Genomic DNA, 14,118 nt, shown 5'->3' with positions numbered 1-14,118 from the left:
GGCCTCTTTTTTCATGGATGCGCGACACGACTCAGGCGCTGCGCTGTACCGCCATGTGGGCCAGAGTGGCCAGGGCCTGCTTGTGCTGCGAATCCGGCAGGATGGCGAGGGCGGCGATGGCCTTGTCGGCCTCTTCCCGGGCCCGCTCGCGGGAGTACTCCAGGGCGCCGGTGCGATCCAGGATGGCCAGGATGCGCTCCAGGTGATCCATGCCGTTGCGGTGCTCGATGGCGTTGCGCACCAGCTGGCGCTCTTCCGGGGTACCCACTTCCATGGCGCGTAGCAGCGGCAGGGTCGGCTTGCCCTCGGCCAGATCGTCGCCCACGTTCTTGCCCATCTCGTCGCTCTGGGAGCAGTAGTCCATGACGTCGTCGATGATCTGGAAGGCGGTGCCGAGATACTTGCCGTAGTCGGTCATGGCCTGTTCGATGGGGGCGGGCTGATGGGTCAGCACGGCGGCGAGGCGGGTGGCGGCCTCGAACAGCTTGGCGGTCTTGCAGTAGATGACCGTCATATAGCTCTCTTCCGTGGTGTCCGGATCGTTGCAGTTCATCAACTGCAGCACTTCCCCTTCGGCGATGGTGTTGGTGGCATCCGACAGGATCTCCATCACCTTCAGATTGGAGAGCTCGCTCATCATCTGGAAGGAGCGGCTATAGAGGTAGTCGCCCACCAGGACGCTGGCGGCATTGCCGAACAGGGCGTTGGCGGTCTCCCGGCCGCGGCGCAGGTCGGACTCGTCGACCACGTCGTCGTGCAGCAGGGTGGAGGTGTGGATGAATTCGATGATGGCGGCCAGTTTCAGGTGGTCTTCACCCTCGTAGCCCAGGGCGCGGGCGGCCATCACGGTCAGCATGGGGCGCATCCGTTTGCCGCCGGCACTGACAATATAGAAACCCAGCTGGTTGATCAGGCTGACATCGGACTGGAGCCTCGCCAGGATCAGTTCATTGACCGCCGTCATGTCGGCGGCACAGAGCGCACGGATAGTCTGTTGGTCCATAAGTCTCGTAACGTGACGGCAGCATTTACTGCGTTTTTAGCAATGGCGGGGATTCTACACGATTTCACAATGGGTTACAGTTAGGCGTTTATTCACGGCGGCAGATATGCGCACAAAATAAACTTTTTGCTAAATTGGCCTTGCCTCGGCAAATCGTTCTGCGTAGAATGCCCGCCCATTGTTATAGGTTTTTGCGCGTGTCTGGCCTTGAGCAAAAGACACGCCTTTACGGAGTTAATCAAATGTACGCGGTATTCCAAAGCGGCGGAAAACAACACCGTGTGGCCGAAGGTCAAATCGTTCGTCTGGAAAAGCTGAACGTTGAGACTGGCGCTACCATCGACTTCAACGAAGTGCTGATGGTTGCTGCAGGCGACACTTTCAAAGTAGGTGCTCCTTTCGTTGAAGGTGGCAAGGTTGTAGCTGAAGTTGTGGCTCACGGCCGTGGCGAGAAAGTGACTATCGTCAAGTTCCGTCGTCGTAAGCACCACCGTAAGCAAGCGGGCCACCGTCAGTGGTTCACTGAAGTCAAAATCACTGGCATCAGCGCTTAATTAGAGGAGTCCGATAGATGGCACACAAAAAAGCTGGCGGTTCATCCCGCAACGGTCGCGATTCTGAAGCTAAACGCCTGGGCGTGAAGCGTTTCGGCGGCGAAACAGTTCTGGCTGGCAGCATCATCGTTCGTCAGCGCGGCACCAAGTTCCACGCTGGTGAGAACGTTGGTCTGGGCAAGGACCACACTCTGTTCGCTACCGCGAACGGTAAAGTGCAGTTCGAAGTTAAAGGTCCGCAGAATCGTAAGTACGTCAGCATCGTTGCTGAGTAATTACGGACCGCAAGGATCCGAAGCCCCGCCAACCTGGCGGGGCTTTTGTTTTTCTGATGAGTTTGACGAAAAAACGGCACGCGGATGAGCCGGCGCAGACGGGCCTCATCGGCCAGATGCGCCTCGCCCGAAGGGGCCCGTATCACTATAATTGCGTATCGGTTTTTCGAATTAAGGTGACGGTTACCTATGAAGTTTGTTGATGAAGTCCAGATTCGAGTCGATGCCGGTGACGGTGGTAACGGTTGTGTGAGCTTCCGCCGTGAGAAGTACATCCCGAACGGTGGCCCGGATGGCGGTGACGGCGGTGACGGCGGTGACGTCTATCTGGTTGCCGATGAAAACCTGAACACCCTGATCGACTACCGCTTCGAGCGTTTCCACGCCGCCGAGCGGGGCGAGAATGGCCAGAGCGCCAACTGTACCGGCCGTCGCGGCAAGGACAAGATCCTGCGCGTGCCAGTGGGGACCCGCGCCACCGACGAGGATACCGGCGAGCTGCTGGGGGATCTGACCAGCCATGATCAGAAGCTGCTGGTCGCCAAGGGCGGCTTCCACGGCCTTGGCAACACCCGCTTCAAGAGCTCGGTCAACCGGGCGCCGCGCCAGAAGAGCAATGGCACTCCGGGTGAAGTGCGCACCCTGAGGCTGGAACTGCTGCTGCTGGCGGACGTCGGCATGCTGGGCCTGCCCAATGCGGGCAAGTCCACCTTTATCCGCGCCGTTTCCGCGGCCCGTCCGAAAGTGGCCGACTACCCCTTCACCACGCTAGTGCCAAACCTCGGCGTGGTGCGTGGCGAGAACTCCCGCTCCTTCGTCATCGCCGACATTCCGGGTCTGATCGAGGGGGCCGCCGAAGGCGCCGGCCTCGGGATCCGCTTCCTCAAGCACCTGGAGCGCTGCCGCGTGCTGATCCACCTGGTGGACATCTGCCCGGTGGATGGCTCCGATCCTGCTGAGAACGCCGTCACCATAGTCCGGGAGCTGGAGAAATACAGCCCCGAGCTGGCGGGCAAGCCGCGCTGGCTGGTGTTCAACAAGATGGACCTGATCCTGGAAGAAGAGGCTCAGGAAGTGATGGACAGAGTCAAGGCCGCCCTCAACCACGAAGGTCCGGTCTACGCCATCACCGCCATCAGCAAGGAAGGCACCAAGAAGGTGTGCTACGACATCCTGGATCTACTGGACACCATGCCCCGTCAGCTGGCGGAGGATGCCAGGGAAGCCATCGAGAAGGTGGAGTTCAAGTGGGACGACTACCACAAGAATCAGCTGGCCAAGGCGGAAGCCGACGCCCTGGCGGCTTCAAAGGCCTTTGATGACAGCCTGGATGACGATGACTGGGACGATGAGGACGACGACGGCGTCGAAGTGATCTACGTCCGCGACTGAGCCTCTCTCTCGTGACAAGACCGGAGCCCTGACAGGCTCCGGTTTTTTTATGGGAGGATCGACGGGATCACCCTATAGATATATTTCTCATGTCATTTATTGCCTGCCAGCCGCAACCCATTATACTGCGCACCTGAACTTAACCTGTATGAAACATTATGCTAACCATCAAAAATGAATTGATATGCATGACTGTTTTGGTTTGTTCTTATGGATGGTTCGCCTGATAAAATATTTATGCTTGAAATAATGTATTAAAAGCTTGTTTGTGCAGTTTTTTACGTTATTCTTGCGCCCGTTTGCCGGGTGAGGGCATGGATATGCAGGTGGCCTGGCTGAAGGAAAAGTCACATTTAAGGTTGTCTATCATGTTGGAAAAGACCCTGGAGGCACCGGCGATCCGCACTCGCCGCAACGTGCTGATGTTTTTGATCCCGTCGCTCATCGGGATCCTGCTGTTCATGACCCCGGTCATCTATGACGGCAATGTCACCATCCCCGTGGCCGTGCTGGCGAAGCTGGTGCAGACGGTGTTTGCCGACCACCTGGTCGCCATGGTCAGCGCCATCATCACCACCACCATGCTGATGACCCTGGTCGCCTGGCTGTTCAAGCCGGCGATCCTGGTGAGGCGTCCCTTCCTCAACAGCCTGTTCAACGTCTCCCCCTTCTGGGCCTGCGTGCGGGTGCTGGGGGGCATCTTCGTCTTGCTGACCTTCTTCGAGGCCGGTCCCGAGGCGTTGCGCTCCGGGGCGACCGGTGGCCTGGTGCTGCACGACCTGCTGCCCGTGCTGTTCTCGGTGTTCATCTTCGCCGGCCTGCTGCTGCCGCTGCTGCTGGACTTCGGCCTGCTGGAGTTCGTCGGCACCATGATGACCCGCATCATGCGCCCTGTGTTCCGCCTGCCAGGGCGCTCCGCGGTGGACTGCTTCGCCTCCTGGCTCGGGGACGGCAGTGTCGGCATCCTGCTCACCAGCAAGCAGTATGAAGGCAAGTTCTATACCCAGCGGGAAGCCGCCGTCATCGGCACCACCTTCTCCGCGGTCTCCATCACCTTCTGCCTGGTGGTGATCTCCCAGGTGAAGCTGGAGCACATGTTCGTGCCCTTCTACCTCACCGTCTGCCTGGCCGGCGTGGTGGCGGCCATCGTGGTCCCGCGCCTGCCGCCGCTCTCCTGGAAGAAGGATGTCTACAGCGACGGCACCCCGCTGTGCCGCAAGCAGGAGGCGATCCCCCACCAGCACAGCGTGCTGAGCTATGGCTATCAGCGCGCCCTGGCCAAGGCCGACAGCATGACCGACATGGGCGCCGTGGCGCGGGAAGGGGTGAAGAATGCCCTGGACATGGTGTTCGGCGTGCTGCCCGTGGTGATGGCGATCGGCACCTGTGCCCTGATGCTGGCGGAGCATACCCCCATCTTCAACTGGCTGGGGGCGCCGTTTGTTCCCTTGCTGGAACTGCTGCAACTGCCGGAGGCAGAAGCCGCGTCCAAGACCATCATGGTGGGCTTCGCCGACATGTTCATCCCGGCGGTGCTGGCGTCCACCATAGAGAGCGACATCACCCGCTTCGTGATCGCCGCCATGTCGGTCACCCAGCTTATCTATATGTCGGAAGTGGGAGCCCTGCTGCTGGGCAGCAAGATCCCGGTCAAGCTGTGGGAGCTGTTCGTCATCTTCCTGCTGCGCACCCTGATCACCCTGCCGGTGATCGCCGGCGTCGCCCACCTGCTGTTCTAAGAGACGGCCCCACACGAAAAACGGTCAACCTGGGTTGACCGTTTTTTTATGGGATTATGCGGGCTGGAGCGGCTCAGTGCGCCTCCGCCAACAGGGCCTGACAGGCCGCCTCGTCCAGCTGCTGGGGGGCGAGGAAGCGCTTCGCATAGTCCCGCCAGATGCCGCTCTCGATGAAGAGGGCAAACAGGGCCGGGTCTATGTGATGCTCCTGCACCATCTTCTGCATGATGGCCAGGGACTGGGAGACCGTCTTGCCCGACTTGTAGGGGCGGTCGCTCGCGGTCAGCGCCTCGAAGATGTCGGCAATGGCCATGATGCGGGCGGGGATGCTCATCTGCACCCCCTGCAACTGGCGCGGATAACCGGTGCCGTCCATCCGCTCGTGATGGCCTCCCGCTATCTCCGGCACCTTGCGAAGGTGCTGGGGGAAGGGGAGCCGCTCCAGCATGCGGATGGTCTGGATGATGTGCTCGTTGATCTTGTAGCGCTCCTCCTCGGTGAGCGTGCCTCGGCCGATGGCGAGGTTGTAGTGCTCGCCCCTGTTGTAGAGGTGGGCGGGTACCCGCACCTTGAAGCCCCAGGGGTTGTGGCGGGCGAGGTTGTCCTGGGCGGGGCGGGGGATCAGGTGAACCGGCTTGTCGGCGAGCAGCGTCTCGCGGCAGGGCAGGGGGGAGGGGCCGGGGTGGCGCCTGAGCTCCTCCTGGCTGATGCCGAGGCGATCGTCCAGGGTGCGCAGCCAGGTGCGATTGGCGATGGTGGCGAGTCGCTCCAGCTTCTCCGGCGCCATCCACTCCCCACCCAGATTGCATTCGGCGACGAAGGCGAACTCCTCGTCCAGGGCGTGCCAGCGCGGGCCGGCCTCCTCCTCGGCCGCCTGCCGCTCCGAGGCCGGCAGCCGGGCCGCCAGCGCGTCGATATGGGCGTCGCGCTTGAGCACCTCGAAGCGGGTGCGGATCTCGTGGATCCTGTCGTAGATGGTCTCCAGCTTGGTGGCCTTGTCCACCACGAACTCCGGGGTGGTGACCTTGCCGCAGTCGTGCAGCCAGCTCGCGATATGGATGGCCTCCCACTCCTCGTCGTTGAGGCGAAAGTCCTTGAAGGGGCCTTGCTGCTGATCGCAGGCGGCCTGTGTCAGCATCCGGGTCAGCTCGGGCACGCGCTGGCAGTGGCCGCCGGTATAGGGGCTCTTGGCGTCGATGGCTCCCGCGATCAGTTCGATGAAGGCCTCCAGCAGCTGCTTCTGCTCCTCCAGCAGGCGCTGGTTTTCGATGGCGGAGGCCGACATGCCGGCCAGCGCCTCGATGAGGCTGATGCGCGATGCCAGCTCCCGGGGGGCACAGTCCGGCAGCACCAGCAACAGGCAGCCGATCAGCTCCTGGCGATGGTTGTACAGGGGCTCGGCCAGCAGTTGGCGTGGGCCGGGGAAGGGGCCCCAGTCGGCGAGGTAGCGGGACCACTGCTCCTCATCGAGGGGCAGGCTGAGGCGATCCGTGTGGTAGAGTCCGCCGAGCAGCGCCGTCTGCCAGTGCACCCGTTCACAGGCCAGCGGCTGCGACTGCCAGATGGCCTGCACGGCCTGCATCTGTTTCTCCTTCGCCAGGTAGAGACAACCCCCTTCTGCCTGGGCCGCCGCCACCGTCTCGTGCAGGATGCGGTTGAGCAGGGAGTCGAAGCGGTGTTCAGCCATCAGCGCCCGCCCCATGTTCATGAAGTTGCCCAGGGTCAGGCGCATGCTGGACATGGCGCGGGCCAGGTCGTCTATCTCCCGGATCGCCGAGTCCGGGCCCTCGCTCTCGCCGAAGTCGAAATGCTGGATCCGCTCGGCCTCCTGGGTCAGTGCCAGCAAGGGGGTGGCCGTGCGCCGCGCCGCCAGCCAGATGACGGGCAGCAGCAGCAGCAAGCCGGCACATGCCCAGGCCAGGTTGCGCAGGGCATCCTGACGGGCCGGCGCGGTCAGCACTTCCGCCGGCACCAGCAGGGCGAGGTAGAAGGGAGAGCCCTCCCCGAGGGCCGAGAGGTTGACGAGCCAGTCGGAGCCATTGCCATCGTACAGCGTCAGCTCGGCGGACTGGTGCAGCAGGGTGGGCTGGGTGGCCATCTCCTGTTGCAGCTTGGTGAGGATCGGGTGCTGGAGCGCCGACAGCATGGGCAGGCGGCTCAGCTGGTCGAAGCTGGGCAACCGCTCGGGATCCGTTGCCAGCAGGGTGCCGGCCTCGTCGAACAGCACCAGCTGGCTGTGGCTGGGAAGAGGCAGCTCACCGATGAGGGAGGAGAGCCCCTCCACGCCGGCGTCCAGCCCGATCACCGCCCGGCGATCGTCGCTCTCCACCGCCAGCGTCATGCCCGGCTCCCGGGTGGTGAAGAAGAGATAGGGATGGGTCACTATGATGCCGGTGCTCCAGCGTGCCTGCTTGTACCAGCCACGGTCGCGGGGATCGAAACGGTAGTCCGGCATGGGACGCCGCTCCAGCAGCCGCTGCCGCTGGTCAAAATAGAGAAACTCCCCCCGGCCCTGGCTCAGGCTCTGGACCAGCAGGCGGCTCTCGGGCGGCGGGTTGTCCAGCGCCCCCTTTGCCCGCTCGGTCAGCTTGCGCACCAGGAAGAAGTCGCCGTTCTCGTAACCGGCATAGATGGCGCCATAGCTGGCGCTGTTTGCCAGCACTTCGGCCAGTTGGGGCAGATAGGCGAGCCGCTCCTCCAGGCTGGTCATGGCGGCCAGCTGGCCGCTGCGCAGGAGGCTCAGTGACATGTGCGCCGGGCGCTGGTTCAGCTTGAAGGCGAGCGCCAGCTGCTCCCGGTAGTGCTGGAAGCTCTGTCGTTCGTGTTCCAGCCCTAGCCGCATGCCCTGCTGGAACTGCAGCACGATGAGGGCCCCTCCCAGCAGGGAGAAGAGCAGAATGAAGAGGGTGGCAATGTGTACGTAAAAGGGTTTTCGACTGAGGCGTGCTGTTGTCATGGACCTGTCCTTGTCCCGGCGATCGCCGTGATGATCTCCTGAGAGTGTGCTCGCAGGATGACAAAAAGCATAGGGCCTGATCGGGTGGTGTGTGAGGACGGCGTGCATCCTGAGTCTGAGCTTCGGACGGGAGAGGGCGCCCAGTCCGGCACACTCCTGTGGTCACGTGATTCATTCAGATATCTCGTGCTACATTGCTCCACTGGCAAATGGCCTGTGAATCAATGGAGTGTCCCATGTCTGTCGTTCCCTATTCCGTGCTGGATCTGGTGCCCGTGCCCGAAGGCGCCTTGCCGGCCGAGTCGTTCCGCCATTCGCTGGATCTGGCCCGCCATGCGGAGCGCTGTGGCTATCACCGCTACTGGCTGGCGGAGCATCACAACATGCCGGGGATTGCCAGCGCCGCCACCGCCGTGCTCATCGGTCACCTGGCCGGCGGCACCAACACCCTGCGGCTCGGGGCGGGCGGCATCATGCTGCCAAACCACTCGCCGCTGGTCATCGCCGAGCAGTTCGGCACGCTAAGTTCCCTCTATCCGGATCGGATCGATCTCGGGCTGGGGCGGGCCCCCGGCACCGATCAGCGCACCATGCAGGCGCTGCGCCGCCAGCGCAGCGGCGAGGTGGACGATTTCCCGGCGGATGTGCGCGAGTTGATGGGCTACTTTGGGGACGAGATTGGCGCCGTGCAGGCGGTGCCCGGTCAGGGGCTGCACGTGCCGATCTGGCTGCTGGGCTCCAGCCTCTATAGCGCCCAGCTGGCGGCGGCCATGGGGCTGCCGTTCGGCTTCGCCTCCCACTTCGCGCCCGGTTTGCTGCTGCAGGCGCTGGAGCTCTACCGCACCCAGTACCGCCCCTCGGCGCGCTGGCCCAGGCCTTATGCCGTGGTCTGCGTCAACCTGATCGCCGCCGACAGCGATCGGGAGGCGCGCTTCCTGTTCACCACCTTGCAGCAGCAGTTCTTGCGGCTCTATCGCGGCGATGCCGGCAAGCTGCCGCTGCCGGTGCAGACGCTGGGGGAGGAGTGGTCTGCCCGCGAGCTGATGGCCATGGAGCAGACCCTGGCCCGCTCCCTGGTGGGGGATCCGGATCGGGTGCGCCACGGTCTCAAGGCCCTGCTGGCCGAGACCGGTGCCGACGAGCTGATGTTCAACGGCCCCATCGTCGATCACCAGGCGAGGCTGCGCTCGTTCGAGCTCGGCGCCGAGCTGATGCAGAGCCTCTGAACCAAACGGCGGGATGATATATAAGCCATTGGTTTAAAACGATAGTCAGATTGCTGTCAGGCCTCTGTCGTGTCGCCTGTTGCCACTCGACCCTATGCTGGCCCTGTCCAATATCACGAGGAGCCGATGATGATAGTCAGGAAATTGAGATTGCAGCGGGGCTGGTCACAGGAGCAGTTGGCCGCCTTTACCGGCCTGAGCGTTCGCACCATTCAGCGGATCGAGCAGGGGCAGCAACCCGGACTGGAATCCCTCAAGGCCCTGGCCTCCGTCTTTGAGCTCGATGTGACTCAACTGCAGGAGAGCGAGATGAAAGGGAATGAGACAGAGGGTGGGGTGAACCTGGCCAGGGACGAGCGGGAGGCGATGAAGTTTGTCGAGGGGCTCAAGGGCTTCTACGGCCACATCATCAGCTATGTGCTGGTGATGACGGGCCTGTTCGTCATCAACTACCTGAGCAACCCGGACCATATCTGGGCCTGGTGGCCCATGCTGGGCTGGGGCCTGGGGCTGATGTCCCACGCCATCAACCTGTTCCAGCCGTTCAGGCTGCTCGGGCCGGAATGGGAGCGACATCAGGTGGAGAAACGGCTGGGGCGCAGGCTGTGAGGTGTTTCTCTATTCCATAAAGAGCGGGCCCGGCAATGCCGGGCCCGTTTTATTTCCCATCCCTGTTCCTTGCCTCACTTGGCATAGGCGGGGCAGGGGGTCGCTATCAGGGCGTCATCCTCGTAGCGCCACATCGTGAGGCTGTTGCCCCAGACGCAGCCGGTGTCCAGCCCCTTGATGTCGTCCTTGCCGGTCTTGCCCATCAGCGCCGCCCAGTGGCCGAACACCAGTATGGGGTCGTCGTCGTGGTGCTCGCGCTGCTCGAACCAGGGGCGCAGGCCTGGTGTGGACTCCTTGGGGCCCTTCTTGCACTTGAAGTCGAGCCGGCCATCGAAGTAGCAGAACCGCATGCGGGTGAAGCTGTTGATGATGTAACGGTAACGCTCTATCCCCACCAGACTGTCGTTCCAGCTGTCCGGCAGATCGCCATACATGTTGTGCAGCAGCCAGTTGTACTGATCCCCGCGCAGCAGGGTTTCCACTTCCCGGGCACAGCTGCGGGCGGTGTGGGCATCCCAGGCGGGGGAGAGGCCGGCGTGGATCATCATGATGGGCAGATCCGGGTGCTCCGCCAGCAGCGGGCGGTGGCGCAGCCATTCCAGCAGCTCGTCCCGATCCGGCGCCTCCATCAGCTCCTGCAGCTTGTCCTTCTTCTTGAGAGGGGCGACCCCGTGGGCGACCGCCAGCAGGTGCAGGTCATGGTTGCCGAGCACGGTCACGGCCTGCTGTCCCAGTGATTTGACGAAACGCAGGGTGTTGAGAGAGTCCGGTCCGCGGGCGACGAGATCGCCGCACAGCCAGAGCGTGTCGTTATCGAAGTCGAACTCGGCAAGATCCAGCAGACGGCGCAAATCGTCGTAGCAGCCCTGGATATCACCGACGAAACAGTTCGCCATGAAACCTCAGTTGATAATGTTGGGAACGGCCAGCGTGAAGGGGGCTATGGGGGCCTCGAATCGTTGCCCCGATTCATCCTGCAGGATATAGCTGCCTTCCATCACGCCGAGCGGAGTGGCGAGGGGGACGCCACTCTGGTAGGTGAAGGTCTCGCCGGGGGCGATCAGGGGTTGTTCACCGACGACCCCGGGCCCCTCTACTTCCTGCATCTTGCCATTGGCATCTGTGATGAGCCAGCGTCGATGCAGCAGCTGCACGGTCCCCGGCCCCAGATTCTCTATCTCGATGAGGTAGAGAAAATGGTAGGGATCCTGGGTGCCCGCCACATAGCTGGGGTGCGGGCGAACCACTATCCGGGGTGTGGCCATGGGATCAGGCCTGCTGCTGATCGGCCAGCCAGTTGGCGATCGTGACGAACTGCTCGAGGGAGAGGTTCTCCGGGCGCAGGTTGCCATCGATCCCGAGCTCGGTCAGCTGGGCGTCGGTGATGAAGTTGGCGAAGCTGTTGCGAATGGTCTTGCGACGCTGGCCGAAGCCCTCGGTGCAGACCCGGTTCAGGCAGCGGATGTCCTTGGCGACGATGGTCGGGTTCTTGTGCGGCACCAGGCGCACCACGGCGGAGTCCACCTTGGGGGCCGGCTTGAAGGCACCCGGGCCGACTTCCAGCACAGGGATCACCTGGCAGTAGTACTGGGTCATCACGCTCAGACGGCCATAGGCCTTGCTGCCGGGACCTGCGGCCAGACGCAGCACCACTTCCTTCTGCAGCATGAAGTGCATGTCTTCGACCCGATCGGCGAACTCGCACAGGTGGAAGATGAGCGGGGTGGAGATGTTGTAGGGCAGGTTGCCGAAGATGCGAAGCGGCCCCTTGCCTTCTCCCATCAGGGTCGCGAAGTCGAAGCGCATGGCGTCGGCCTCGATCACGGTTAATTTGTCTTTAAGAGTGGGATGCTCGCGCAGGCGCGCCGCCAGATCCCGGTCCAGCTCGACCACCGTCATCTTGTCCATCTGGGCGGCGACCGGCTCGGTCAGCGCCGCCAGACCCGGCCCGATCTCCACCAGGTTCTGGCCCGGCTGCGGGTTGATGGCGGCCACTATCTGGTCGATCACGTAACGGTCGTGCAAGAAGTTCTGACCGAAACGCTTACGGGCCGTGTGGCCCATGTGCACCTTACTGCTCATATCTTTTTTTCTCTACCATCTGGATGGCGTGGTTGATCGCGGTGATCAGGCTACCGGGATCGGCGAGGCCCTTGCCTGCCAGATCCAGCGCGGTGCCGTGATCCACCGAGGTACGGATGAAGGGAAGTCCGAGGGTGATGTTGACCGAGTTGCCAAAGCCCTTGTATTTGAGCACGGGCAACCCCTGGTCGTGGTACATGGCGAGTACCGCATCCGCATCCTTGAGGTATTTGTCCTGGAACAGGGTATCGGCGGGCAGCGGACCGACCAGATCGATCCCCTCCTGGCGCAGGCCGGCCAGGGCGGGTTCGATCACGTCGATCTCCTCCCGGCCGAGATGGCCCCCTTCCCCGGCGTGGGGATTGAGGCCGCAGACGTAGATCCGGGGGTGTTCTATGCCGAACTTGCCCTTGAGATCCGCATCCAGGATGCGGATCACCTTGCCGAGGCGCTCCTCTGTGATGGCCATGGCCACGTAGGCCAGCGGGATATGGGTGGTCGCGAGCGCCACCCGCAACCCTTCGGTGGCCAGCAGCATCACCACGTCGGCGGTGTCGGACTGCTGGGCGAAGAATTCGGTGTGGCCGCTGAACGACACCCCTGCCTGGTTGATGATCCCCTTGTGCACCGGCCCGGTCACCACGGCGGCAAACTCGCCGCTCAGGTTGCCGTCGCAGGCGCGCTGCAGGGTGGCCAGCACATAGGCGCCATTGCCCTCGTCGAGGGTGCCCGGCACCACGGGGGCACCGAGGGAAACCGGACAGACCGTCAGGGTGCCCGCCCGCTGCGGGCGGGCTGGGGCGCAGGGATCGTAGGGTTCCAGCTCGATGGAGAGCCCCAGCAATCCGGCCCGCTCGCGTAGCAGGGCCGGGTCGGCGATCACCACCAGCTGGTGGGGCCACGCCCGCTGGGCGATGTGCAGCACCAGATCCGGGCCTATGCCCGCCGGTTCACCCGGGGTGATGGCAAGACGATGGCAGGCCATCAGTTCGGTTCTATCTGGATGTAGGCTTCGTCGCGCAGTTCATCCAGCCAGGCCTGGGACTCTTCGGTGAAGCGGCGGTTGAAGATGAGCTGGTAGGCGCGCTGCTCCTGGGCCTTGCCGGTGGCGTCCTGGCTGCGACGATCCTCGAGCTGCACTATGTGCCAGCCGTGGGTGGTGCGGAAGGGTTCGCTGATCTGGCCGGGTTGCAGGCGATTGACCATGTCGCGGAACTCCGGCACATAGACGTTGGGATCGGACCAGCCCAGTTCGCCGCCCTGCACCGCGGAGCCCGGATCCTCGGAGTACTTCTCCGCCATGCTGGCGAAGCTGGCCTTGCCGCTCTTGATGTCGTGCAGTATGCCGTCCAGGGTGCCCTTGGCCTTCTCCTCGCTCAGGATGATGGAGGGCTTGATCAGGATGTGGCGCGCCTTCACCTCGGTCTGCATCACCTGCTGCTGACCCTTGGTGTCGAAGATCTTGACGATGTGCAGACCGGCGCCGGAGCGCAGCGGGCCGACGATGTCGCCCTTCTTGGCGCCCTGTACCGCCTCCGCCATGAGGGTGGGCATCTCCTGCTGGCTCATCCAGCCCCAGTCACCCCCTTCCAGGGCCTTGGGACCGTTACTCTCGGCGATGGCCAGCTTGCGGAAGTCCGCCCCCTCTTTCAGGGCGGCCAGGATGCGTTCGATCTTGGCCTTGGCGGCGTTGAGCTGCTCGGCGCTCGGGTTGTCCGGCAGGGCAACCTGGATGTGGCCGATGTGGTACTCGGTCTGCTGCTGGCCCTGCTTGCCCAGCGCCTCGACCACCTGCTTCACCTCCTGCTCGGAGATGTTGATGCGGCGGCGCACCTGGCTGCGGCGCACCTCGTTCATCAGGATCTCGCGGCGTACCTCTTCCCGGTACTGGGCATAGGTCAGCCCCTCCCGTTCGAGCTGGGCACGCAGCTGCTCCAGGGTCATCTTGTTGTCGGCGGCGATGCTCTGGATGGCCTGCTCCAGCTGGGTGTCACTGATCTTGAGCCCCTGGCGCTCCGCCAGTTGCAGTTGCAGGCTCTCCTGGATCAGGCGATCCAGCGCCTGCTTGCGCAGGGTGACGTCATCGGGCAGGGACTGGCCGCTCTCCTGGGCGGAGGCCTTCACCTTCTGCACCAGGGCCTCCTGCTGACTGGCCAGCACCACGTCCTTGTTGACCACGGCCAGTACCTTGTCCACCAGCTCGGGCGCGGCGAGGGCGCCCTGGCTCATGACACCAAACAGGCCTGCGGTCAGCAGGGAAATCAACGTCTTCTTCATATCCA

General features: G+C 63.2%; 13 protein-coding genes. 6 read left to right on the top strand and 7 right to left on the bottom strand.

Features of this window, described 5'->3' with window-relative positions:
* Positions 1-31: 31 nt before the first annotated feature.
* Complete coding sequence (gene ispB / locus I6L39_RS02270; RefSeq protein WP_216990913.1) at positions 32-1,003, bottom strand: octaprenyl diphosphate synthase; 972 nt, start codon at positions 1,001-1,003, stop codon at positions 32-34.
* A 242-nt stretch (positions 1,004-1,245) separates the two neighbouring features.
* Between ispB and rplU the strand changes: the two genes are divergently transcribed.
* The 4 genes from rplU to I6L39_RS02250 all read left to right on the top strand — a co-directional run bounded on the left by rplU (position 1,246) and on the right by I6L39_RS02250 (position 4,963).
* Positions 1,246-1,557: a 50S ribosomal protein L21 gene (rplU, locus tag I6L39_RS02265; protein WP_005304210.1), complete on the top strand. Its 312-nt coding sequence runs from the start codon at positions 1,246-1,248 to the stop codon at positions 1,555-1,557.
* Between the two features lie 17 nt (positions 1,558-1,574).
* Positions 1,575-1,832 (top strand): 50S ribosomal protein L27, encoded by a 258-nt coding sequence (rpmA, locus tag I6L39_RS02260; protein WP_010673199.1) that lies wholly within the window; start codon positions 1,575-1,577, stop codon positions 1,830-1,832.
* Between the two features lie 189 nt (positions 1,833-2,021).
* Positions 2,022-3,224: an Obg family GTPase CgtA gene (gene cgtA / locus I6L39_RS02255; protein ID WP_042078334.1), complete on the top strand. Its 1,203-nt coding sequence runs from the start codon at positions 2,022-2,024 to the stop codon at positions 3,222-3,224.
* Between the two features lie 368 nt (positions 3,225-3,592).
* Entirely contained in the window at positions 3,593-4,963 is a 1,371-nt protein-coding gene (locus tag I6L39_RS02250) for a YjiH family protein (protein WP_042078336.1), read from the top strand.
* A 73-nt stretch (positions 4,964-5,036) separates the two neighbouring features.
* On the opposite strand, the gene I6L39_RS02245 is transcribed toward I6L39_RS02250, so the two are convergent.
* A complete protein-coding gene (locus I6L39_RS02245) occupies positions 5,037-7,919 on the bottom strand; it encodes an HD domain-containing phosphohydrolase (RefSeq protein ID WP_254203720.1) in 2,883 nt (960 codons plus the stop codon).
* Positions 7,920-8,155: 236 nt separating this feature from the next.
* Between I6L39_RS02245 and I6L39_RS02240 the strand changes: the two genes are divergently transcribed.
* Together I6L39_RS02240 and I6L39_RS02235 are read left to right on the top strand one after the other, a co-directional pair.
* On the top strand, positions 8,156-9,145 hold the full coding sequence (locus I6L39_RS02240; protein ID WP_216990911.1) for a luciferase-like monooxygenase: 990 nt from the start codon (positions 8,156-8,158) through the stop codon (positions 9,143-9,145).
* Positions 9,146-9,274: 129 nt separating this feature from the next.
* A complete protein-coding gene (locus tag I6L39_RS02235) occupies positions 9,275-9,754 on the top strand; it encodes a 2TM domain-containing protein (protein WP_216990910.1) in 480 nt (159 codons plus the stop codon).
* Between the two features lie 74 nt (positions 9,755-9,828).
* Here I6L39_RS02235 and I6L39_RS02230 read toward each other — a convergent pair whose 3' ends face one another.
* The 5 genes from I6L39_RS02230 to surA are packed head-to-tail and all read right to left on the bottom strand — an operon-like array spanning position 9,829 to position 14,113.
* Positions 9,829-10,650 carry a symmetrical bis(5'-nucleosyl)-tetraphosphatase gene (locus tag I6L39_RS02230; protein WP_216990909.1) on the bottom strand — a complete coding sequence of 274 codons (822 nt, stop codon included), beginning with the start codon at positions 10,648-10,650 and terminating at the stop codon, positions 9,829-9,831.
* A 6-nt stretch (positions 10,651-10,656) separates the two neighbouring features.
* Positions 10,657-11,019, bottom strand: a complete 363-nt coding sequence (apaG, locus tag I6L39_RS02225; RefSeq protein WP_042074240.1) for a Co2+/Mg2+ efflux protein ApaG — start codon at positions 11,017-11,019, stop codon at positions 10,657-10,659.
* 4 nt (positions 11,020-11,023) lie between these two features.
* The gene (rsmA, locus tag I6L39_RS02220) at positions 11,024-11,836 is read right to left on the bottom strand and encodes a 16S rRNA (adenine(1518)-N(6)/adenine(1519)-N(6))-dimethyltransferase RsmA (RefSeq protein ID WP_042074239.1); all 813 of its coding nucleotides are present in this window, start codon (positions 11,834-11,836) and stop codon (positions 11,024-11,026) included.
* Complete coding sequence (gene pdxA / locus I6L39_RS02215) at positions 11,826-12,821, bottom strand: 4-hydroxythreonine-4-phosphate dehydrogenase PdxA (protein WP_216990908.1); 996 nt, start codon at positions 12,819-12,821, stop codon at positions 11,826-11,828. The genes rsmA and pdxA overlap by 11 nt, the downstream gene beginning before the upstream one ends.
* Entirely contained in the window at positions 12,821-14,113 is a 1,293-nt protein-coding gene (gene surA, locus I6L39_RS02210; RefSeq protein WP_042074237.1) for a peptidylprolyl isomerase SurA, read from the bottom strand. Before surA ends, pdxA begins: the two co-directional genes overlap by 1 nt.
* Between the last annotated feature and the right edge of the window lie 5 nt (positions 14,114-14,118).

Origin of the sequence: Aeromonas sp. FDAARGOS 1409 (genome assembly GCF_019048705.1) — a bacterium.
GTDB lineage: Bacteria > Pseudomonadota > Gammaproteobacteria > Enterobacterales > Aeromonadaceae > Aeromonas > Aeromonas sanarellii.
The sequence above is the reverse complement of the archived record's forward strand: the minus strand, read 5'-3'. Positions and strand labels throughout refer to the sequence as shown.

Coding starts and splice junctions, on each gene's coding strand:
- I6L39_RS02230 (WP_216990909.1), bottom strand. CDS start 10,650: ATGGCGAACTGTTTCGTCGGTGATATCCAGGGCTGCTACGACGATTTG.
- surA (WP_042074237.1), bottom strand. CDS start 14,113: ATGAAGAAGACGTTGATTTCCCTGCTGACCGCAGGCCTGTTTGGTGTC.
- apaG (WP_042074240.1), bottom strand. CDS start 11,019: ATGGCCACACCCCGGATAGTGGTTCGCCCGCACCCCAGCTATGTGGCG.
- rsmA (WP_042074239.1), bottom strand. CDS start 11,836: ATGAGCAGTAAGGTGCACATGGGCCACACGGCCCGTAAGCGTTTCGGT.
- ispB (WP_216990913.1), bottom strand. CDS start 1,003: ATGGACCAACAGACTATCCGTGCGCTCTGTGCCGCCGACATGACGGCG.
- rplU (WP_005304210.1), top strand. CDS start 1,246: ATGTACGCGGTATTCCAAAGCGGCGGAAAACAACACCGTGTGGCCGAA.
- I6L39_RS02235 (WP_216990910.1), top strand. CDS start 9,275: ATGATAGTCAGGAAATTGAGATTGCAGCGGGGCTGGTCACAGGAGCAG.
- rpmA (WP_010673199.1), top strand. CDS start 1,575: ATGGCACACAAAAAAGCTGGCGGTTCATCCCGCAACGGTCGCGATTCT.
- pdxA (WP_216990908.1), bottom strand. CDS start 12,821: ATGGCCTGCCATCGTCTTGCCATCACCCCGGGTGAACCGGCGGGCATA.
- I6L39_RS02245 (WP_254203720.1), bottom strand. CDS start 7,919: ATGACAACAGCACGCCTCAGTCGAAAACCCTTTTACGTACACATTGCC.
- cgtA (WP_042078334.1), top strand. CDS start 2,022: ATGAAGTTTGTTGATGAAGTCCAGATTCGAGTCGATGCCGGTGACGGT.
- I6L39_RS02250 (WP_042078336.1), top strand. CDS start 3,593: ATGTTGGAAAAGACCCTGGAGGCACCGGCGATCCGCACTCGCCGCAAC.
- I6L39_RS02240 (WP_216990911.1), top strand. CDS start 8,156: ATGTCTGTCGTTCCCTATTCCGTGCTGGATCTGGTGCCCGTGCCCGAA.